Genomic DNA, 21,783 nt, shown 5'->3' with positions numbered 1-21,783 from the left:
ACGCGCCGAGTTTCCGGTTTTATTTGCGCAAGGTCACGTAAATCTAGGTATGACTGACATAAAAAAGCCGCCTGGGCAGGCGGCGCGGAGTCTTGCGAGGTCAGGTCAGGCAGCGGGCAGCATCGATTTGACCTTGTCACGCAACTGATCGATCGAGAACGGTTTGGCAATCACCTGCATGCCATCGGGCAGATCGATGCTATCGGCATAGCCGCTGGCGAACAGGATCGGCAGGGCAGGGCGCAGGGCGCGCACCTCGCCGGCCAACTGCTTGCCGTCCATGCCGGGCAGGCCGACGTCCGTCATCATCAGATCGATCACCTGATCGCTGGATTGAATCTGCTTGAGTGCTTGGTCGGCATCGACAGCTTCAAGCACGTTGTACTCCAACTCCTCAAGCACATCGACGATAAGCATGCGCACGATGGCGTCGTCTTCGACAACAAGGATGGTGGAGGGGGCTGCGCACATAGATGGGATTCCCAAAAAAAGCGAGGTTTACCGGTGGCCGCTCTAACAGGCCTCTTCCTTGAGTAAGCGCGGGCCATGGACAAGTTCCCGCAGGCTGTAAAAACAACGCAATACAAAAGGCCAGGCAGAATAGCCTGTTCCGCTGTAGGAATCTGTACAAAACCGTCTCAGAAAAATAGTCTTGCCCGTCCGTTTGGGGCAAACTCGCGGTTTTTCCGTATTTGGCCAAGGCATGCCCATGACTCCCGCGTCGACCGTCGATGAAAAGAGCTTCCGTACACTCCTGAGCAGAAACGTGGCGCTGCCCCTGGGTGTGGGTGTGCTCAGCGCGGCGTTTTTCGTGGTGCTGATCACCTACCTTTTGTCGGTGATCCAGTGGGTCGAACACACCGACCGGGTCATCAACAACCTGAATGAAACGTCGAAACTGACCGTTGACCTGGAAACCGGCATGCGCGGCTTCCTGATCACTGGCGATGAGCACTTCCTTGACCCCTATGAAGTGGCCAAGCCGCGAATCATTGCCGAACTGCGCAACCTGCAGGAGCTGGTGGCGGACAACCCGCAACAGCTGGACCGCCTCAAGCGCCTGGAAGCTCTGCAACTGGAGTGGAACAAATACGCCCAGTCGATGATTGACATGCAGCGCCAGGACGGCGACTACCGCGGCGCGGTGAAGGCGGGCCGTGGCAAGCGCCTGACCGATGAGATTCGCAAGGGATACGAAGATGCGATCGTCATGGAGCAGCAGTTCCGCATCGCGCGCAATCAAGAGGTCACGCGCACCACGGTGATCAGCGTCACCCTCTACCTGGCTTTCGTACTCGGGCTGAGTGGCTTTCTTGCCTATATTGGCCGTCGAAATTTACTTTCTCTGTCAGAGAGTTATAGCGCGAACCTCGCGTCGCAACAGAAGATTGCGCGGCGCCTGGAACAGCAAGCCTGGCTACGCAATGGCCAGACCGAACTGGCCGAACAGGTGCTGGGGCAACTGACCCTGAATATGCTGGGCCGCAACATTCTGCAGTTCTTTGCCCAGTACATGGGCTCGGCCGTTGCCGCGTTGTATGTGCGCGAAGAGCACGGCGGTCTCAAGCGCGTGGCCACCTATGGCTTCTCGCGCGAGCAGGAACAGCTCGAACAGGCGATCTACAGCGATGAAGGCATTGTTGGGCAGGCGGCCCAGATGGGGCGTCTGATTCGCCTGGACGACGTGCCGGTGGACTACTTCAAGGTCAGCTCCGGCCTGGGCGAAGGCGCTACGCGCAGCGTACTGGTGGTGCCGACCAGCAACGATGATCGCGTCAACGGTGTGATCGAGCTCGGTTTCCTGCGCCCATTGCAGGAGCGTGACGTGGAGCTGCTGGAATTAATCGCCGATAACATCGGCACCTCCATCGAGGCCGCGCGTTATCGCCAGCGTCTGCAGGAAGTGCTGGCCGAGACCCAGCAGCTCAACGAAGAGTTGCAGGTGCAACAGGAAGAACTCAAGACCGCCAACGAAGAACTGGAAGAACAGTCGCGCATCCTCAAGGAGTCCCAGGCCCACCTGGAAACCCAGCAGGCCGAGCTGGAGCAGACCAACGAACAGTTGGCCGAGCAGGCCCAGACGCTGGCCGAGCAGCGCGATGCCATGGACCGCAAGAACGTCGAGCTCAACCAGGCCCAGCTGGAACTGGAAGACCGCGCCGACGAGTTGCAGCGCTCCAGCAAGTACAAGTCCGAATTCCTGGCCAACATGTCCCATGAGCTGCGCACGCCGCTCAACAGCTCGCTGATCCTGGCCAAGTTGCTGGCTGAGAACCCCCAGGAAAACCTCAGCGCCGAACAGGTCAAGTTTGCCGAGTCGATCTATTCAGCCGGTAACGACCTGCTCAACCTGATCAATGACATCCTGGATATTTCCAAGGTCGAAGCCGGCAAGCTCGAAGTGCGCCCGGAAAACACCAGCGTGGCGCGCCTGGTCGACGGCTTGCGCGGCATGTTCGAACCGCTGGCGGCCGACCGCACGCTGGGCTTCCAGGTGGAGGTACAGGCGGGCACCCCGTTGATGTTGTTTACCGACCGCCAGCGCCTGGAGCAGATCCTCAAAAACCTGCTGTCCAACGCGATCAAATTCACTGAGCATGGCGACGTCAGCCTGTCGGTGGCGCGCGCGCCGGGCGAAGGCATTGCCTTTACGGTGCGCGATTCCGGGATCGGTATTGCCCCGGATCATCAGGAAAGTATCTTCGAAGCCTTCCGCCAGGCCGACGGCACCACCAACCGTCGTTACGGCGGCACTGGTCTGGGGCTGTCGATTTCCCGCGACCTGGCCACCTTGCTCGGCGGCTATATCAGTGTGACCAGCGCACCAGGCCAGGGCAGCACCTTTACCCTGGTATTGCCTGAGCACTATGTGGAGCGCGAGGACGATGCGCCACCTGTCCAGCAGCCGCGCCAGGTGGTGGTGGCCCCGGCTCCCAAGCCGATTGCGATCTCGCCGTTGCCGGAGGCCGACGCCAAGCAGATTCCGCGCTTTGCCGATGACCGTGACAAGGCCCCATTCACCACCCGCTGCATCCTGGTGGTGGAAGATGAGCCGAACTTTGCGCGCATCCTGTTCGACCTTGCCCATGAGCTGGGCTACAACTGTCTGGTTGCCCACGGTGCCGACGAGGGCTACAGCCTCGCCGAGGAATACATCCCCGACGCGATCCTGCTCGACATGCGCCTGCCCGACCATTCCGGCTTGACCGTGCTGCAACGGCTGAAGGAACACGCCAACACGCGCCATATCCCGGTGCACGTGATTTCCGTTGAAGATCGCGTCGAAGCCGCCATGCATATGGGCGCCATCGGTTATGCGGTCAAACCCACCACCCGCGAAGAGCTCAAGGACGTGTTCGCGCGCCTGGAAGCCAAGCTGACCCAAAAGGTCAAGCGCGTACTGCTGGTGGAAGACGACGACCTGCAACGCGACAGCATTGCCCGCCTGATTGGCGACGATGACATTGAGATCACCGCCGTCGGCTTCGCCCAGGAAGCGCTCGACCTGCTGCGCACCCACGTCTACGACTGCATGATCATCGACCTCAAGCTGCCGGACATGCTCGGCAATGAGCTGCTCAAGCGCATGGCCACCGAGGACATCTGTTCGTTCCCGCCCGTGATCGTCTACACCGGGCGCAACCTGACCCGTGACGAAGAGGCCGAACTGCGCAAGTACTCGCGCTCGATCATCATCAAGGGCGCCCGCTCGCCGGAGCGTCTGCTGGATGAAGTCACACTCTTTCTGCACAAAGTCGAATCCAAGTTGTCCCATGAGCGCCAGAAGATGCTCAAGACCGCCCGCAGCCGCGACAAGGTCTTCGAGGGGCGCAAGATCCTGCTGGTGGACGACGATGTACGCAATATTTTCGCGCTGACCAGCGCCCTGGAGCACAAAGGGGCGGTGGTGGTGATTGGCCGTAACGGGCGCGAGGCCATCGACAAGCTCAATGAAGTCGACGATATCGACCTGGTGCTGATGGACGTGATGATGCCGGAGATGGACGGTTACGAGGCGACGGCCCTGATCCGCCAGGACCCGCGCTGGAAAAAGCTGCCGATCATTGCGGTGACGGCCAAGGCCATGAAGGACGATCAGGAGCGCTGCCTTACGGCGGGCTCCAACGATTACCTGGCCAAACCGATCGATCTCGACAGGCTGTTCTCGCTGATTCGTGTGTGGTTGCCCAAGATGGAACGTATTTAAGTGGAGCGCAGTTTTTTGGACAAAAGCAGCGATATTGAGCTGCGCCTGCTGATCGAGGCGATATACCTCAAGTACAGCTATGACTTTCGTGACTACTCCGGGGCGTCGGTTAAGCGCCGTGTGGCCCATGCCCTGCGCCAGTTCGAGTGCGCGACCATCTCGGCCTTGCAGGAACGGGTGCTGCACGACCCTGCGGCGTTCATGCAGTTGCTGCAATTTCTGACGATCCCGGTGAGCGAGATGTTTCGTGACCCGTCGCACTTCCTGGCCATTCGCCAGGAGGTGGTGCCGCTGCTCAAGACCTACCCCTCGATCAAGATCTGGATCGCCGGCTGCAGCACGGGGGAGGAGGTGTACTCCATGGCCATCCTGCTGCGCGAAGAGGGGCTGCTGGAGCGTACGATCATCTACGCTACCGATATCAACCCGGCGTCGCTGGATAAAGCCAAGCAGGGGATCTTTTCCCTGGAGAATGTGCGCGCCTATACCGCCAACTATCAGCAGGCCGGCGGGCAACGTTCATTTGCCGACTACTACACCGCGGCCTACGATTACGCGATCTTCGACAAGACACTGCGCGAAAACGTTACCTTCGCCGACCATAGTTTGGCGACCGACAGCGTATTTTCAGAAACTCAGTTAATTTCATGTCGTAATGTACTGATTTACTTCAATAAAAAGTTGCAAGATAGGGCGTTTGGGTTGTTTCATGAGTCGCTGTGCCATCGCGGCTTCCTGGTGCTGGGCAGCAAGGAAACGCTGGAGTTTTCTGCCTACAGCAAGCAATTCGAACCTTTGGTCAAGCAGGAACGGATCTACCGAAAATCATGAACGACGCTGCACTCAGCCCGATTCGCGGGATTGAAGCCATTGTCGTCGGTGCTTCCGCCGGCGGTGTGGAGGCGTTGCTGAGCATTTTTGCCGAGCTGCCGGACGACTTCGGATTGCCGATCATTGCCGTGCTGCACCTGCCGGATGAGCGCCGCAGCCAGCTGGCCGAAGTGTTTGCGCGACGCCTGCGTATCCCGGTGCGCGAGGCGCAGGACAAAGAAGTGATCGCGGCGGGTACGCTGTATTTTGCCTGCCCCGGCTATCACCTGTCGGTGGAAACTGACCGCAGCCTGTCCCTGAGCCAGGAGGAGCGCGTGCACCATTCCAGGCCCGCCATCGACTATTTGTTCACCTCGGCGGCGGATGCCTACGGCCAGGGGCTGTTGGCGATCCTGCTGACCGGCGCCAACCACGACGGCGCGTGCGGGCTGGCCTATGTCAAGCAATCGGGCGGCACCACTGTGGTCCAGCACCCCGACGAAGCGCGGATTGCCGTGATGCCCCTGGCGGCGCTGGCGCTGCACACACCTGATCATATTCTGACTCTGAGCCACATTGGCTCGTTGCTGGCTTTGCTGGAATCCTCCCCATGTTAAGTAACGTCCAGGCCAAACTGCTGATCGTCGATGATCTGCCGGAAAACCTGCTGGCCCTCGAAGCGCTGATCAAGCGCGAGGACCGTCAGGTGTTCAAGGCATTGAACGCCGACGAAGCCTTGTCGCTGTTGCTGGAGCATGAGTTCGCCATGGCGATTCTCGATGTGCAGATGCCCGGCATGAACGGTTTCGAGCTGGCTGAACTGATGCGCGGCACCGAAAAGACCAAAAACATCCCGATCGTGTTTGTCAGTGCCGCCGGCCGTGAACTCAATTACGCGTTCAAAGGCTATGAAAGTGGCGCCGTGGACTTTCTGCACAAACCGCTCGACATCCATGCCGTGAAGAGCAAGGTCAATGTATTCGTCGACCTCTATCGCCAGAGCAAAGCGATGAAACTGCAGGTGGAAGAGCTGGAGCGTAGTCGCCGGGAACAGGAACTGCTGCTCAACCGCCTGCAGGCTGCCCAGGCCGAATTGGAGCAGGCGGTGCGCATGCGTGATGACTTTATGTCGATCGTCGCCCATGAAGTGCGTACGCCGCTCAATGGCCTGATCCTCGAAACCCAACTGCGCAAGATGCACCTGGCGCGGGACAACGCCGCGGCCTTTACCCTGGATAAGATGCGCGCCATGGTCGACCGCGACGAGCGGCAGATCCAGAGCCTGATCCGCCTGATCGAAGACATGCTCGACGTGTCGCGCATCCGCACCGGCAAGCTGTCGATACGCCCGGCGCGTTTCGACCTGGCGCAGTTGGTCAGCAACCTGGTGCAGAACTTCGCGCCGCAGGTGGCCGCCGCCGAGTCTTCGATGCAGCTGGTCGTCGAAGGGCCCGTCGAGGGTAACTGGGACGAGTTCCGCATTGAGCAGGTGGTCACCAACCTGCTCACCAATGCCCTGCGCTACGGTGCCAAGAGCCCGGTGGGTGTGCGGGTGTACAGCGAACATGGTGAGGCACGGGTAGAAGTGCGCGACCATGGCATCGGGATCAGCGAAGAGAACCAGAAGCGTATTTTCCAACAGTTCGAGCGCGTGTCCGCCAGCCAAGTGGCTGCGGGCCTGGGCCTTGGTTTATTTATTTCCGAACAGATCGTTGCGGCCCATGGCGGCACCATCGAGGTCGAGAGCCGGATAGGCGAGGGCGCCTTGTTCCGGGTGTGCCTGCCGCTCGAAACGCCGACGTGAAATCAATCGTCACTTCGACGCAACCTCTGCGTGACCCCATGGTCGTACTTGCAGCAATTGACCGGACAAAGGCTTCCCATGAGTGAAGATGCACAAGATGTCGTACTGATCGTCGAAGACGACGAATCCATCATGTTTGTGCTGGGCGAGTACCTGGCAGGGCTGGGTTACCGGGTCTTGAAGGCGGTTAACGGCAAGGAGGCCTTTGAAATCCTGGCAACCAAGCCGCACCTGGACCTGATGGTGACCGATTACCGCCTGCCTGGGGGCATCTCGGGCGTGCAAATCGCCGAACCGGCGCTGAAGGTGCGCCCTGAGCTGAAAGTCATTTTCATCAGCGGCTACCCGCAGGAAATTCTTGACTGCAACAGCCCGATCACACGTAACGCGCCGATCCTGGCCAAGCCGTTTGACCTGGATACGCTGCAAGAGCATATCCAGCGATTGCTGGCTTGAGAGAACTGCTATTGCCTGCGACATTTGCGACGTTTACCTCTCACGTCAAAGGAACCTTCTGACAGTGCAGGACCATTAAGTGGCGTGACCGATGAGCCCGACTCATTGCGATCAACATCTTTGGTTTGTCAGAAGGTTGTCTCATGTCTCTATCCAGTGTTTCTTCCAGCCACCGCTTTTCGAATCATCTCAATACTTCCCAGCCCCCCAAACCGTCCCGCCAATAACGCCACCTGCCGGGGACACTGGAGAGACAGGCGAAAGGCGTTTATTAGCGCTTTATACCCGCGCCATACGGCAAGCAACGCAAACCGACACGGGCGCGGAAAAAATTGACGGTATCGCGCGGGACTCGAAGTTTGGCGCGTGGTGGCAGCAATTATTCGACGCCACCCATAGCCCGATCTTTTTGGAATGGGCAAAGTCGAAAAATATTGATACCTCCCAACCCATCAATATCGACGCTTTCAATGACACGTTGACCGTGACTATCAACGGCAAGCGAACCGAATTAAACAGCGACGGACAAGAGCCAGGTTGGCGTGAACTCACGGCACCTATCATGGCCGCCGCGAAGGCTATGGGACAAGCAAGCATCGATGCGCCAACCCGTCCCGACTCGGCACCGTTGATTCAAGTCGCACGTTTTTATGGCGAGGTTCTACTCCCTTACAGGAAAGAAGAAACGTTAGCTCGGGCGACGCAGCTGGACCACAATCAGGCGTTTGACGTGTTAGGGCCGGACACCTATGTCGATGGCGAGGCTCAATCGTCTGAAGCACTTGAGCAACAAAAAGGCCAACTGGGCGATAGCATTAATCAATTCAAGTTGCTGCAAAAACTCCGTGAAATTTCCGAAGCGCAGTACGTTGACGTTGCCGGGGTTTTGGCCAGCAAGAAAGTGGCTGTGCATCCGGACTCATCCTACCGGCAAGACACCGAGCGGGCCGAAACCAGCGTGACGGATTGGTTGGCGGCAAATGGCTTGCACGTACCGCAAAACCAGGAGGAACTGGATAACTTGATCCGCGCCTTGGCTGCGCCAGGGTTAACGGCCCCGGACGACGGAAATCTGGGCGGGGCACTGGCGTGGCCGGAGCCCATGTCTACCGAGGACCAGGCTGAACTGTTCCGCATCATTGCTGACAATCAGCCGCCACTGCCTGGCCTGAACAGCGACGCTCGATTGGGAAGTGCTGACGTGTTGGGCGCTTTGGTGAAGAATGTGCCTCGCACTTTGCTTAATCAAGGCGACCCGCGCGCCGTCGTGCAGTGGATTCTTACGTCAAAGCAAGGTCAGCAATTAGGCGCAGAACTGAAAAAACGATTAGGGGAAATTGCAGATCAGTCCACGTCCAGAGAGGTGCTTTTGACTGCCTTGGCGGTCACCTTGGATACCCAAAGTCTGGATGAGCCCAAAGAGAACCACGTTTCCGGGTTCAATCTCGCGGCGCCCCAGTTCCATGGCCAGCCTTTGTCCGTAATCAAGAAGGCGTTGATTGATCATCTGGTGGAGACCAACCAGACCACGCCTGAGGCGGCGCCCGTCGCAGCGATGCTGATGTTGTCGCGGGCAGCACCCGAACTACTGGTCAAGGACGTTCCTGACAGCGCGACGTACGGGTCGTTTTCCTGGCTCGCCCTCAAATCGGCGGTCGCGCGTATTGAAGCGACGACGCCAGGGGCAAGCGCACACATGACCTTTGCTGAAATCGTTGCATTCGACACCGTAGACCCTGTCTCGGAGCAGGAAGAACAGATTCAGCAGCAAACCCGGCAGCCCGCGATCATTGAGTGGGGAAAACTTCACGGCACATTGCCCATGACTGGGCCGTACTCCTCCAAACAAGTGGAAGACACCCAGCTGGCAATCAGCACGCAACAACAGTCGATGCTGAGCGCCATCAACGCGTTCATCGCCCCGGTGCCGACCCAACGCTCAGTGGCGCTGGCGGAACTCAAGGCCCGATTTGGCGAGGGGATCCCGTTTGAGGAAAAAAGCATCCGTAGTCATCGCACGACCACGGATAGCCACAAGCTGACCCCATCGATCAGCACGGACCCGCTTGGCAGCTACTCGTTGCTGGACCTCTATCTTGCAAAAAAAGCGGGCCTGGATGTTGGGTGGCACTCCAGCAACTCCAGGATTACCCAGGCAATGATTAAGGCGGTAGCCAAGCTGCCCGATCCAATCGAAAAGCACAAAACAGCGTTCGACGATTACCAGGACAACCTGGAACAGGGTTGGAATTCGGTGACCCGAAACCTTATTTCCACCTTACCCCTGGAAGACCGAAAGAATATCGAGACGGGGCAGTTAACTGTTTATCGAAGAGGCACCTCTGAGTACGAACATATCAATCTACCTGGCGTGAATCACACGTCGAAAAAGCACTTTCGTGCACCCGAGAGGGACGGGGCCTTAATTATCAAAACTGAACGCAATGGCGTCACTGACTATTACGAGATTGACCCTCAGCGTAATGTGCTACGCCGACGTGACGATTGGCGGGACACATTCAGAGAGGGGCTTCAAGGCTCCTGGAGCATGACAACACCCTCTATTGGCAGGAACGTTTACACCGCCCCTACCATCGAGCGTATCAGCCCCGAAGTGGATGACGAGTCCAAGGAGCAGGCTGGCGTCGATCATGGTGATTTCCCCAGGTCGTTCTCCAGTCCCAGAAGTCAGTACCTCGGAAGGAAGCTGTCTGAGAGCATTTTGGCCCGTTATAAAATGGGTGAAGTGGAGGCCTCAACGGTGGAAACGACGACCTTTGATGATGAAGAAAGACAAAAGGCGTTCATGCGCAACCTGATACTGGGTTTCGTACCTGGGGCATCTGCAGTCTGGAACCTGGCAAACGGTAATTATCTCGATGCGGCGGGAGATGCCATTTTTGACGTTGTCATGTACGCCACTACCGCAGGGCTTGGGAAGGCCGGCACGGGTGTCGCCAAAGGCACGCGTTCCTCCAAGGCGGGAGTGCCGAAACCCTTCGGCCGGTCGTTTCTCAAGGGGATCGGGCAGGGCGCAAGGCCTGGCACCCAGGCGGGAAGTTCTTTTTTGGAAAATTTATCGGGAGGTATTCGTTCACGTGTCATAGGCCGCGTTAAACAGTCCGGCGTGCAATTGAACAGACAACAGGCCCGTCTTGTTGCCGAGCGCACCGATCTGTTTGAAGGCACGGCTAAAGCTTCCGGGAGTAACACTTACTACCAGACTATCGCACGCTACAACCCTGGTAATCGCAAGTGGTACGCCTACAACCCCGCGACCAATAAACCCTATGGCAAGCCACTCGTGGACTTCAAGCCTTCCAGTTCCACCCACCTGGAAACTAAATGGCAAAACCTTACCAGGAATGTTGAGAATGGGCCTCAGGGCGCGGCGTTTCGGGACGGCTATCTCAATGGAGATCCCAAGACTGTCCCCGGTTACTTCTCGGGAATGACATCCGCGCAAGTAAAGAAATTGACGGTGACGAATAAAACGCTCTCGCCCAAGCAAATCGGCATTCTGGTCCGTCAGCAGGAACGGCTGGCCGTTCAACATGGCCTCGGCGGTGTCAATACATTCAACGATTTGGTGCGCGCGGCTGGCGGTCGGGTGACACCAATGCCACAGATTTTCTATTTGAGCCAGACACAGCCTTTATCCAAGGGCCAATGCGCAGCGCTGTCGCACTTAATGGCTGAAGCGGCGAGTAAAGGCAAAGCACAGACGCTGATTGATAATTTCTATAAAGCGGCTGCAAATCCGACGGCGAAATCCTCCAAGACATTCATACAGACGCTGTCGGAATTACAGAAGCGAGTCGAGACGCCAACAGGGTTTCATGGCATCGGCTCGGATAAAGTCCCCTCTCGGCCTTATACAGCGATTGCCGATGAGTTGGTTAAAAGCCCTGGATCGAAGACGTTGATGTTAGGCGATGAGGGGCATGCGATGAATGCGGGTGTGATAGTCGATGGAAATACACGGACCTATTTCTTTTTTGACCCCAACTATGGCATCGCAACCTTCCCCTCGGTGGAAAGCATGCGCGAAGGACTGAAACGTGTTTTCAACAATAAAAATTTTGCCCGACCCTATAAATCAACCGGTCCGGCCAATCAGGAACTTCAAATCAAGGTATCCGAATATGACGGTTTCACTTTGGAGAAAGTCGGTGCTGACCAACACGCAGTCGCCAACACCTACATGGCGCCCTTGGAATAACCGGCAATCTCAATTCGTAGAGGGGGAGGGTATATGGATCATCTCCCTGACCTTCGCCGTCAACAAATCAAAGGTAAACGGCTTGGTGATCAGTTGCATCCCCGGATCGAGAAAGCCGCCGCGCACCGCCGCGTGTTCGGCGTAACCGGTGATGAACAACACTTTGAGGTCCGGTCGGATCTGCCGGCCGATTTCCGCCATCTGCCGGCCGTTCATGCCAGGCAGGCCGACATCGCTGATCATCAGGTCAATACGCTGGTCGGACTCAATGATCGGCAATGCCGCGTCGGCATCCCCGGCTTCCAGAAACCCATAGCCCAACTCTTTGAGTACCGCGCTGACCAGCACGCGTACCGCCGGGTCATCCTCGACAATCAGCACGGTTTCGCCCGTGTTGGCAAACGGTAGCAGTGCCGGGTTGGCCGCTTCATGGGTGACGACTTCGCCCATGAAGCGCGGCAGGAACAGGCTGACGGTGGTGCCTTTGCCGACTTCACTGTGGAGCGTGACGTGGCCATGGGACTGGCGCGCAAACCCGTAGATCATCGACAGGCCCAGCCCCGTACCCTGGCCGATCGGTTTGGTGGTGAAGAAGGGGTCGAACACCCGGCCCATCACGTTTTCGGGAATACCACAGCCGGTGTCGGTGATGCTCAACTCTACGTAGTCGCCGGGTTGCAGCGAGCCCAGGGCGGCGGTGAAGACGCTGTCGAGGTGGCGGTTGGTCGTCTCCACCGTGAGCTTGCCACCGTCGGGCATCGCATCACGGGCATTGAGCACCAGGTTGAGCAGGGCGCTTTCCAATTGGTTGGGGTCGGCTTCGGCGGTCCACAACTGAGGGGGCAGGCGCATATCCAGCGTGATGCTTTCATTGATGCTGCGTTGCAGCAATTCGCCCATGGAGGTCACCAGTTGGTTGATCTCCACGGGTTTGGAGTCCAGGGACTGGCGACGGGAGAATGCTAATAACCGATGGGTGAGCCCGGCGGCGCGGTTGGCGGAGGTGACGCCGAGGTCGATGAGGCTGTCGAGGTCGTCCAACTTGCCACGGGACACGCGCCTGCGCAGCAGCTCCAGGCTGCCGATGATCCCGGTGAGCATGTTGTTGAAGTCATGGGCGATGCCGCCGGTCAACTGGCCGACCGCTTCCATCTTCTGCGACTGACGCAGGGCTTCTTCGTTAGTGCGCAGTTGTGCGGTGCGTTCCTCGACTTGCTGTTCGAGGGTTTCCAGGGTGCGCTGCAGGCGAAGCTCGCTCTCGCTCAAGTCGATCAGGCGGTCCCGGGCTTCGTATTGCCGCCGCCGTCCGCGCAGGGCGGCGCTGACCAGGCTGATCAGCGTAATAGGGTGGAAGGGCCGCTCCAGGAAGGTCACGTTGCCCAGCAGGCCGCTGAGGTGCGAGGAATCGTTTTGCTCGCTGCCACCATGATGGGTCATCAGCACAATCGGCAAGTCCGACCAGGCGGGCTGTTGGTGCAGGTACTCCAGCAGCGGCTCCAGGTCGACGCCGCGCAAGGCTTCGGCGGCGATCACCAGCAGGCCGGCGCCTTCTTCCAGCGCCTTGCACAGCATTGTCAGGTTGCTGGCGATGACGCCGCTGTAGCCGGCCTCGTTGAGCATCATCAGCGCCAGCGAGCTGTCCCGACCCAATGGCGCCAGGATAATTGCGCGTTCTGATAAAGGAGAAAGGCTGGTCACTATCCCTCATCCTTGAGCAGTGGAGAACCAGCACCCATGTAGGTCGGAATGCCGCGCAACACGCCCTGGAAATTGTCCAGCGGCACGCCAACCGTCAACCCCTGGCTGCCGATCCGGTATTCGCGGATCGTCGACTCGTGCGAGCCGGTGCGTTTCTTGATGATCGAGATGGCGCGACGCACCTTGCCCAAGGCTTCGAAGTAACGCAGCAGAATCACGGTGTCGGCCAGGTAGGTGATATCCACCGGCGTTTGCATGTCGCCGACCAGCCCATGCTGGGCAACCGTCATGAACGTGGCGGCGCCACGGCGGTTGAGGTACAGCAACAACTCGTGCATATGCAGGATCAGCGCGTTTTCTTCCGGCATCGCGGCCTGGTAACCGTTGATGCTGTCGATTACCACGGTCTTGATCCCGCGCTCATCGACACAGCGGCGCACTCGGTGCGAGAACTCGCCCGGGGACAACTCGGCCGCGTCCACCTGCTCGATCAACAGGTTGCCGGTGGCTTGCAGCGCGGCGAGGTCAATGCCCATGTTTTTCATGCGTTCGAACAGCAAGCCCAGCTCTTCATCGAAGATAAACAGCGCGGCCTTTTCGCCGCGTGCCACGGCGGCAGCGGCGAAGATCATCGAGATCAGCGATTTGCCGGTACCGGCCGGGCCGAGGATCAGGCTGCTGGAGCCGGTCTCGACTCCACCGCCCATCAGGGCATCCATCTCGGGGATGCCGCTGCTCAGGGTCTCGCGTTTGTAGCCCCCGCGATGTTCGGCCGCGACGAGACGCGGGAACACGTGGATGCCGTCCCCCATGATGGTGAAGTCATGGAAGCCGCCACGGTATTTCTGGCCGCGGTACTTGACGATCCGCACACGCCGGCGCTCGGCGCCGTAGCTGGGGGTCAGCTCTTCCAGGCGTATCACGCCATGGGCCACGCTGTGCACGGTTTTATCCAAAGATTCGGTGGTCAGGTCGTCCAGCAGCAGCACGGTGGCGTCATAGCGCACGAAGTAGTGCTTGATCGCCAGGATCTGCCGGCGATAGCGCAACGAACTCTGCGCCAGCAAGCGGATCTCCGACAGGCTGTCGATCACCACGCGGGTCGGCTTGACCTGCTCGACCACTTCGAAGATCTGCCGAGTGGCTTCACCCAGCTCAAGGTCCGAGGAATACAGCAGGCTTTGCTGGTGATCGGCGTTGAGCAGGCTTTCGGGCGGGGTCAACTCGAAGATATGGATGTTGTCGTCCAGATCCCAACCATGGGACGTGGCGCCCTGGCGCAATTCGCGCTCGGTTTCCGACAGGGTGATGTACAACGACCGTTCGCCGTTTTTCGCGCCGGCCTGGAGAAAGTGCAGCGCCACGGTGGTTTTACCCGTACCCGGTTCGCCTTCCAGCAGGAACAGGTGGCTGCGCGATAGGCCCCCGCACAGAATGTCGTCGAGACCTTCGATGCCGGTGGCCGCCTTTTCACTGAACAGCTCTTTGGATGTAGACAAGAAGTGCCCTCGGGTCACGTACCAGTAGAGGGGCATGTCTGTCGTGACATGCCATGCCTACTTGACCATGGCGCTCGGCAGCCGTTCCACAAAAAACGCGCAGAAGCCGCATTCAAAAAGGTGTGCAGCGCGCTCAGAGCCCTTGCTGCAAGGCGGGATCGTCCGGGTTCTGTTGCTCAAGCTGGGCCAGCAGCACCTGCACATTCTGTAGTTGGCCGCTCTCTTTCCAATAGTTGATCAGCAGCACCCGCGCCTTGCGATTGGCCGGGTGGCGCTGCACGATTTCTTCCAGCTGGCGTTGCGCGGCTTCCAGTTCCTGCTGGTCATGCAGCGTGGTGGCCAGGTCGTAGCGGTAATCCTGATTGCCCGGTTCCAGCTCCACCGCCCTGGACAACCCGAGTAACGCATACGGCCGCTCGCCGTGGTGCAGCAGCCACATGCCCAAGGCGTGCTGCAGGTAGGCGGATTCGGGGTGGGCGGCCAGTTGGCGGGCCAGCAGTTGGCGGGATTCGTCGGTCTTGCCTTGCTTGTCGAGCAGCTCGATCTGCGCGACCACGGCTTGCAGGTTGTCCGGTTGCAGGCGAATCGCCTGTTCCAGGGCCTTTTGCGCCTCCGGCAGCAAGGCGCTGTGGATGTACAGGCGCGCCAGTTGAATCCAGCCCTCGGCGGTTTCGGGTTGGGTCTTGAGGTATTTCACGAACTCGTCCAACACCTGCTGCAACGGGCCGAAGTACAGGCCCAGGGTGTCTGGCGACAGGCCGAGCAAGGCATTGGCAGCGGCAAACCGTACGCTTTGCTCAGGGTCATCCAGCACCGGGCCGAGCAGCAGGGTGCGCTGGCCGGAGGGCACCAGGCCGACAATGCTGTGGATCGCTGCTTCGCGCACCACGGCGGAGGCATTGGCCAGGTCTTTATCGGCGAGCTTCAGGGCCTGGGGGCTGGGGTAGTTGGGCAGTTCGGCGTGCAACGCGGCGCGGCGCTCATCGCTCAGGTCCGGTCGCGCCAGTTGCTGGTACAGCACGCGCGCGGCACCGGGTTCGCCGTTACGCGCTTGTTTCAACGCCTTGGAATAACCATGGGCAATCGCCGCCGGTACAGCCTGCGGGGTGGAGCGGGAGAAGTACCAGGTCATCAGCACAATCAACAGCAGGGCGCACAGGCCGACAATGGAGTAACGGCGTGACTTTGACATGCAGGTGTCCAAAAGCTCGGGTAACGAGGGCAAGGCCGTCAGCTTCGGTCAGACCCGGTCAGCTGTCAAACGCGCATCACCTCTTCACGCACCCCCAATCCGGGCCGGCGGCCGGGGATCAATGGCCTGGACCGACCGGCTGATCGGTGCGGTCTACCTCCCAGTGTGGGGTTGGCCAAAACAGTCAGCCAGGTTGAAGGCTTTGACCATTGCTGCTGGTACGCGCTGGAGCGACTATTTGCGCGGTTCTGGTCCTGAAAAATGTCCTGAAAATAAAAACACACAAGGATTTGAAGCAATGCGCAATTACTTGGCCGCCACCACCGAATTCGATTACCAGCGCACCGTTGACGCCACGCTGGCCGGCACCCTGCAGGGCTTGAATGCCTGTGTGGAATGTTGTGACCGGCATGCCTTGCCCGGGCGCATTGCACTGTTCTGGGAGGGCCGGGATGGGCGCAGCGCCACCGTCACCTTTACCGAGTTGCAGGAGCAGGCCGCACGCTTCGCCAATTTCCTGCTGGCCCAGGGCGTGAAGCGCGGCGATAGAGTGGCGGGGCTGTTGCCACGCACCGCCGAATTGCTGGTGGTGGTGTTTGCCACCTGGCGCATCGGCGCGGTGTATCAGCCGCTGTTTACCGCGTTTGGCCCCAAGGCCATCGAGCACCGCTTGAACAGTTCCGGCGCGGCGCTGGTGGTCACCGATGCGGTGAACCGGCCAAAACTGGCCGACGTCGAAGGCTGCCCGACCATCGTCACGGTCGGCGGCGCCAGGGGCGAAGGTATTGTGCGCGGCGATTTCAGCTTCTGGGCCGAGTTGCCCACCTATTCCTCGCTCTGCGAACCCGTGCTGCTGGGCGCGGACGAGCCCTTTCTGCTGATGTTCACCTCGGGCACTACGGGCCCGTCGAAAGCCTTGTCGGTGCCGCTCAAGGCAATCGTCGCCTTCCAGAGCTATACCCGCGACGCCGTGGACCTGCGCCCCGAAGACGCGTTCTGGAACGTCGCCGATCCGGGCTGGGCCTACGGCATCTATTTCGGTGTGACCGGGCCGTTGTCCATGGGCCATCCGATTACCTTCTACGATGGCCCGTTCACCCTGGAAAGCACCTGCCGGGTGATCAACAAATACGGGATCACCAACCTCACCGGTTCGCCGACCGCTTATCGCCTGCTGATCGCCGGCGGTGAGCAGTTCGCTCGCTCGATCAAGGGCAAGCTGCGCATTGTCAGCAGCGCCGGCGAGCCGCTGAACCCGGAGGTGATCCGTTGGTTCGCCGACAACCTCGGCGTGACCATTCACGACCATTACGGCCAGACCGAGTTGGGCATGGTGCTGTGCAATCACCATGGCCTGGAGCACCCGGTGCACATCGGCGCCGCTGGCTTTGCCTCGCCGGGCCATCGCATCGTGGTGCTGGACGATCACCATCAGGAGTTGCCAGCCGGCCAGCCAGGCATCCTTGCCATCGACCGCGAACAGTCGCCCATGTGCTGGTTCGCCGGGTATGACGGGGTGAAGACCAAAGCCTTTGTCGGCAAGTACTACCTCAGCGGCGACACCGTGGAGTTGAACGTCGACGGCAGCATCAGCTTTGTCGGCCGCAGTGACGACGTGATCACCACCTCGGGCTATCGCGTGGGGCCATTTGATGTGGAGAGCGCACTGGTCGAACACCCGGCGGTGATCGAGGCGGCCGTGGTTGGCAAGCCTGACCCGGAGCGCACCGAACTGGTCAAGGCTTTCGTGGTGATCAACGCGCAGTACCGCGCCACCCCGGAGCTGGCCGAAGAACTGCGCCAGCATGTGCGCAAGCGCTTGGCGGCACACGCCTACCCACGGGAAATCGAATTTGTCATTGACCTGCCGAAGACCCCGAGCGGCAAGCTGCAACGTTTTATCTTGCGCAATCAGGAAATCGCCAAAGCCCAGGCGGCGCTGGCTTGATCCACTTTTAAGGAAACAATGATGCAGATTGAAAACAAGGTTTTTCTGGTCAGCGGCGGTGCTTCGGGCCTCGGCGCGGCCACCGCCGACATGCTGGTGGCCGCCGGTGCCAAAGTGATGCTGGTGGACATGAATGCCGATGCGGTCGCGGCCAAGGCCCGGCAGTTGGGCGATAACGCCCGCAGCGCCGTGGCCGACATCAGCCAGGAAGCCGCCGCCGAAGCCGCCGTGCAAGCCACTGTTGCCGCGTTTGGCGGCCTGCACGGGCTGGTCAACTGCGCGGGGGTGGTGCGCGGCGAGAAAATCCTTGGCAAGAACGGCCCTCACGAATTGGCCAGTTTTGCCCAGGTGATCAACGTCAACCTGATCGGCAGTTTCAACCTGCTGCGCCTGGCGGCGGCGGCCATGGCTGAAACCGAGGCGAATGCCGAGGGCGAGCGCGGTGTAATCATCAACACCGCCTCGGTCGCCGCGTTTGACGGGCAGATCGGCCAGGCGGCGTATGCCGCCTCCAAAGGTGCGATCGCCAGCCTTACGCTGCCGGCGGCGCGGGAACTGGCGCGCTTCGGCATTCGGGTGATGACCATTGCGCCGGGTATTTTCGAAACGCCGATGATGGCGGGCATGACCCCGCAGGTGCGCGAGTCCCTGGCGGCCGGTGTGCCATTCCCGCCACGCCTGGGTAAACCCGACGAATACGCCGCGCTGGTGCGGCACATTATTGAAAACAGCATGCTCAATGGCGAGGTGATCCGTCTCGACGGCGCCTTGCGCATGGCGGCCAAGTAAGAAGGAGGGTTACCGATGAGCGATCCGATTGTCATTGTCAGTGCCGTGCGCACGCCCATGGGCGCGTTCCAGGGCGACCTCAAGGGCCTGACCGCGCCGCAGCTCGGCGCCGCCGCGATTCGCGCGGCCGTCGAGCGCGCCGGCATCGCCACCGATGCCGTGGATGAGGTGCTGTTCGGCTGCGTGCTTCCCGCCGGCCTCGGCCAGGCGCCGGCACGCCAGGCCGCGCTGGGCGCAGGTCTGGACAAATCAACCCGTTGCACCACCCTCAACAAGATGTGCGGCTCCGGCATGGAGGCGACCATTCTCGCCCATGATTCCCTGCTGGCCGGCAGCGTCGATGTGGTGATCGCCGGCGGCATGGAGAGCATGTCCAACGCGCCGTACCTGCTGGACCGCGCACGCGGTGGCTACCGCATGGGCCACGGGCGTGTGCTCGACCATATGTTCCTCGACGGCCTTGAAGACGCCTACGACAAGGGCCGCCTGATGGGCACCTTCGCCGAAGACTGCGCGACGCACCATGGCTTTACCCGCGAGACCCAGGACGCGTTTGCAATAGCCTCCCTGACCCGCGCCCAGGAAGCCATCACCCATGGCCACTTCGCCGCCGAGATCGTGCCGGTGCAGGTCACCGTGGGCAAGGAGCAGAAAACCATCCTGCATGACGAGCAACCGCCCAAGGCCCGGCTGGACAAGATTGCCAGCCTCAAACCGGCGTTCCGCGAAGGCGGCACCGTGACAGCGGCCAACTCCAGTTCGATTTCCGACGGCGCGGCGGCGTTGCTGTTGATGCGTGAGTCCCAAGCACAGGCGCGTGGGCTCAAACCATTGGCGGTGATCCATGGGCACGCAGCCTTTGCCGACGAGCCGGGGCTGTTTCCCGTGGCACCGGTGGGGGCGATTCGCAAGCTGATGACCAGGACCGGCTGGAGCCTGGAGGACGTCGATCTGTTCGAGATCAACGAAGCCTTCGCGGTGGTCAGCCTGGTGACCATGAGCAAGCTGGACATCCCTCACGCCAAGGTCAATGTCCATGGTGGCGCGTGCGCCCTGGGCCACCCCATTGGTGCCTCTGGCGCACGTATCCTCGTGACGCTGCTCTCGGCCCTGCGCCACAAAGGCCTCAAGCGCGGTGTTGCCGCCATCTGCATCGGCGGCGGCGAAGCCACGGCCATGGCCGTCGAATGCCTGTATTAAGGACTCTGCACCATGCTACCCAATGACGAACAGCTGCAAATCAGCGACGCGGCCCGGCAATTCGCCCAGGAACGGCTCAAGCCGTTTGCCGCCGAGTGGGACCGTGAGCACCGCTTTCCCAAGGAGGCCATCGGCGAGATGGCCGAACTGGGCTTTTTCGGCATGCTGGTGCCCGAGCAATGGGGCGGTTGCGACACCGGCTACCTGGCCTATGCCATGGCCCTGGAAGAGATCGCCGCCGGTGACGGCGCCTGCTCGACGATCATGAGCGTGCACAACTCGGTAGGCTGCGTGCCGATCCTCACGTTCGGCAACGACCAACAGAAGGCGCAATTCCTCGCGCCCCTGGCCAGCGGCGCCATGCTCGGTGCCTTCGCCCTGACCGAACCCCAGGCAGGCTCCGATGCCAGCAGCCTCAAGACCCGCGCACGCCTGGAAGGCGACCACTATGTGCTGAACGGCTGCAAACAGTTCATCACGTCCGGGCAGAACGCCGGGATCGTGATTGTGTTTGCCGTCACCGACCCCGCGGCAGGCAAACGTGGGATCAGCGCGTTTATCGTGCCCACCGATTCACCCGGTTATCGCGTGGCGCGGGTCGAGGACAAGCTCGGCCAGCATGCGTCCGACACCTGCCAGATCCTGTTTGAGAATGTGAAGGTGCCGGTGGCCAACCGGTTGGGCGAGGAGGGCGAAGGCTACAAAATCGCCCTGGCCAACCTGGAAGGTGGCCGCGTGGGGATCGCTTCGCAGGCGGTGGGCATGGCCCGCGCCGCGTTTGAAGCGGCCCGCGATTACGCCCGCGAACGCGAAAGCTTCGGCAAGACGCTGATCGAACACCAGGCCGTGGCCTTTCGCCTGGCGGACATGGCCACGCAGATCGCCGTCGCCCGCCAGATGGTGCACTACGCCGCCGCGCTGCGTGACAGCGGCAAGCCGGCGTTGGTGGAAGCGTCCATGGCCAAGCTGTTTGCCTCGGAAATGGCCGAGAAAGTCTGTTCGGCCGCCTTGCAAACCCTGGGCGGTTACGGTTACCTGAACGACTTTCCCCTGGAACGGATCTACCGCGACGTGCGGGTCTGCCAGATCTACGAAGGCACCAGCGATATCCAACGCATGGTCATCTCACGCAATCTCTAAGGAGCCGATACATGAGTTATGAAACCATTTTGCTCGAGGTCCAGGACCGTGTCGGGCTGATTACCCTCAACCGTCCGCAGGCGCTGAACGCCCTGAACGCGCAGCTGGTCGGCGAGCTGAACCAGGCGCTGGACAGCCTGGAAGCCAACCCGCAGATCGGTTGCATTGTGTTGACCGGCTCGAAAAAAGCCTTCGCCGCCGGCGCCGATATCAAGGAAATGGCCGAGCTCACCTATCCGCAGATCTACCTGGACGACCTGTTCAGCGACAGTGATCGTGTGGCCAACCGCCGCAAGCCGATCATTGCCGCTGTCAACGGCTTTGCCTTGGGTGGCGGTTGTGAACTGGCGTTGATGTGCGACTTTATCCTGGCCGGCGACAACGCCAGGTTCGGCCAGCCGGAAATCAACCTCGGCGTGTTGCCGGGCATGGGCGGCACCCAGCGCCTGACTCGCGCGGTCGGTAAGGCCAAGGCCATGGAAATGTGCCTGACCGGGCGCTTTATCGACGCGGTGGAAGCCGAGCGTTGCGGCATCGTCGCGCGCATCGTGGCGGCCGATGAATTGCTGGAGGAAGCGCTGAAAGTCGCGAGCCTGATCGCCAGTAAATCGGTGCCTATCAGCATGATGGTCAAGGAAAGCGTCAACCGCGCGTTTGAGGTGAGCCTGTCCGAAGGCGTGCGCTTTGAGCGCCGGGTGTTCCACGCGGCGTTTGCCACGCAGGATCAGAAGGAAGGCATGGCCGCTTTCGTGGCCAAGCGTGCGCCGGCGTTCAAGGACCAGTAACGGCGCTGTAGTCAAGCGCAGCCGCCCTGTAGG

Annotated in this window: 15 protein-coding genes; 11 read left to right on the top strand and 4 right to left on the bottom strand. The window is 60.3% G+C overall.

Annotation, left to right across the window (positions count from 1 at the left end):
• Nucleotides 1–105 precede the first annotated feature (105 nt).
• Entirely contained in the window at nucleotides 106–471 is a 366-nt protein-coding gene (locus tag AB4O05_RS18900) for a response regulator (protein WP_460136011.1), read from the bottom strand.
• 238 nt (nucleotides 472–709) lie between these two features.
• Here AB4O05_RS18900 and AB4O05_RS18895 point away from each other — a divergent pair, with 238 nt between their 5' ends.
• The 6 genes from AB4O05_RS18895 (at nucleotide 710) to AB4O05_RS18870 (ending at nucleotide 11,499) form a co-directional block, all read left to right on the top strand.
• Entirely contained in the window at nucleotides 710–4,207 is a 3,498-nt protein-coding gene (locus tag AB4O05_RS18895) for a response regulator (RefSeq protein ID WP_460136012.1), read from the top strand.
• Nucleotides 4,208–5,038, top strand: coding sequence for a CheR family methyltransferase (locus tag AB4O05_RS18890; RefSeq protein ID WP_460136013.1), 831 nt, complete (start codon nucleotides 4,208–4,210; stop codon nucleotides 5,036–5,038).
• Nucleotides 5,035–5,634, top strand: coding sequence for a chemotaxis protein CheB (locus AB4O05_RS18885; RefSeq protein WP_460136014.1), 600 nt, complete (start codon nucleotides 5,035–5,037; stop codon nucleotides 5,632–5,634). Before AB4O05_RS18890 ends, AB4O05_RS18885 begins: the two co-directional genes overlap by 4 nt.
• Nucleotides 5,628–6,821: a hybrid sensor histidine kinase/response regulator gene (locus AB4O05_RS18880; protein WP_460136015.1), complete on the top strand. Its 1,194-nt coding sequence runs from the start codon at nucleotides 5,628–5,630 to the stop codon at nucleotides 6,819–6,821. The genes AB4O05_RS18885 and AB4O05_RS18880 overlap by 7 nt, the downstream gene beginning before the upstream one ends.
• A 78-nt stretch (nucleotides 6,822–6,899) precedes the next feature.
• Nucleotides 6,900–7,277 carry a response regulator gene (locus tag AB4O05_RS18875; RefSeq protein WP_017528049.1) on the top strand — a complete coding sequence of 126 codons (378 nt, stop codon included), beginning with the start codon at nucleotides 6,900–6,902 and terminating at the stop codon, nucleotides 7,275–7,277.
• A gap of 91 nt (nucleotides 7,278–7,368) precedes the next feature.
• Complete coding sequence (locus tag AB4O05_RS18870; RefSeq protein ID WP_460164775.1) at nucleotides 7,369–11,499, top strand: YopT-type cysteine protease domain-containing protein; 4,131 nt, start codon at nucleotides 7,369–7,371, stop codon at nucleotides 11,497–11,499.
• Between the two features lie 9 nt (nucleotides 11,500–11,508).
• Here the strand turns inward: AB4O05_RS18870 and AB4O05_RS18865 are convergent, their stop codons facing one another.
• From AB4O05_RS18865 to AB4O05_RS18855, 3 genes are all read right to left on the bottom strand, one after another.
• Nucleotides 11,509–13,197 (bottom strand): ATP-binding protein, encoded by a 1,689-nt coding sequence (locus AB4O05_RS18865; RefSeq protein ID WP_460136017.1) that lies wholly within the window; start codon nucleotides 13,195–13,197, stop codon nucleotides 11,509–11,511.
• A complete protein-coding gene (locus AB4O05_RS18860) occupies nucleotides 13,197–14,696 on the bottom strand; it encodes an ATPase domain-containing protein (RefSeq protein ID WP_460136019.1) in 1,500 nt (499 codons plus the stop codon). Before AB4O05_RS18860 ends, AB4O05_RS18865 begins: the two co-directional genes overlap by 1 nt.
• A 133-nt stretch (nucleotides 14,697–14,829) precedes the next feature.
• Nucleotides 14,830–15,888, bottom strand: coding sequence for a tetratricopeptide repeat protein (locus AB4O05_RS18855; protein ID WP_460136020.1), 1,059 nt, complete (start codon nucleotides 15,886–15,888; stop codon nucleotides 14,830–14,832).
• Between the two features lie 298 nt (nucleotides 15,889–16,186).
• Between AB4O05_RS18855 and AB4O05_RS18850 the strand changes: the two genes are divergently transcribed.
• From AB4O05_RS18850 to AB4O05_RS18830, 5 genes are read left to right on the top strand one after another with little or no spacing between them, the layout of a single operon-like run.
• Entirely contained in the window at nucleotides 16,187–17,836 is a 1,650-nt protein-coding gene (locus AB4O05_RS18850) for an AMP-binding protein (protein ID WP_460136022.1), read from the top strand.
• A gap of 21 nt (nucleotides 17,837–17,857) precedes the next feature.
• On the top strand, nucleotides 17,858–18,625 hold the full coding sequence (locus tag AB4O05_RS18845) for an SDR family NAD(P)-dependent oxidoreductase (protein ID WP_460136024.1): 768 nt from the start codon (nucleotides 17,858–17,860) through the stop codon (nucleotides 18,623–18,625).
• 15 nt (nucleotides 18,626–18,640) lie between these two features.
• Nucleotides 18,641–19,825, top strand: a complete 1,185-nt coding sequence (locus tag AB4O05_RS18840) for an acetyl-CoA C-acyltransferase (protein ID WP_460136026.1) — start codon at nucleotides 18,641–18,643, stop codon at nucleotides 19,823–19,825.
• 12 nt (nucleotides 19,826–19,837) lie between these two features.
• Nucleotides 19,838–20,965 (top strand): acyl-CoA dehydrogenase, encoded by a 1,128-nt coding sequence (locus AB4O05_RS18835; protein WP_460136027.1) that lies wholly within the window; start codon nucleotides 19,838–19,840, stop codon nucleotides 20,963–20,965.
• Between the two features lie 11 nt (nucleotides 20,966–20,976).
• Complete coding sequence (locus AB4O05_RS18830) at nucleotides 20,977–21,750, top strand: enoyl-CoA hydratase (protein ID WP_460136029.1); 774 nt, start codon at nucleotides 20,977–20,979, stop codon at nucleotides 21,748–21,750.
• Nucleotides 21,751–21,783 lie beyond the last annotated feature (33 nt).

Source organism: Pseudomonas sp. S1_G07, from assembly GCF_054668565.1.
This window is presented reverse-complemented; position numbering and strand designations above follow the sequence as displayed.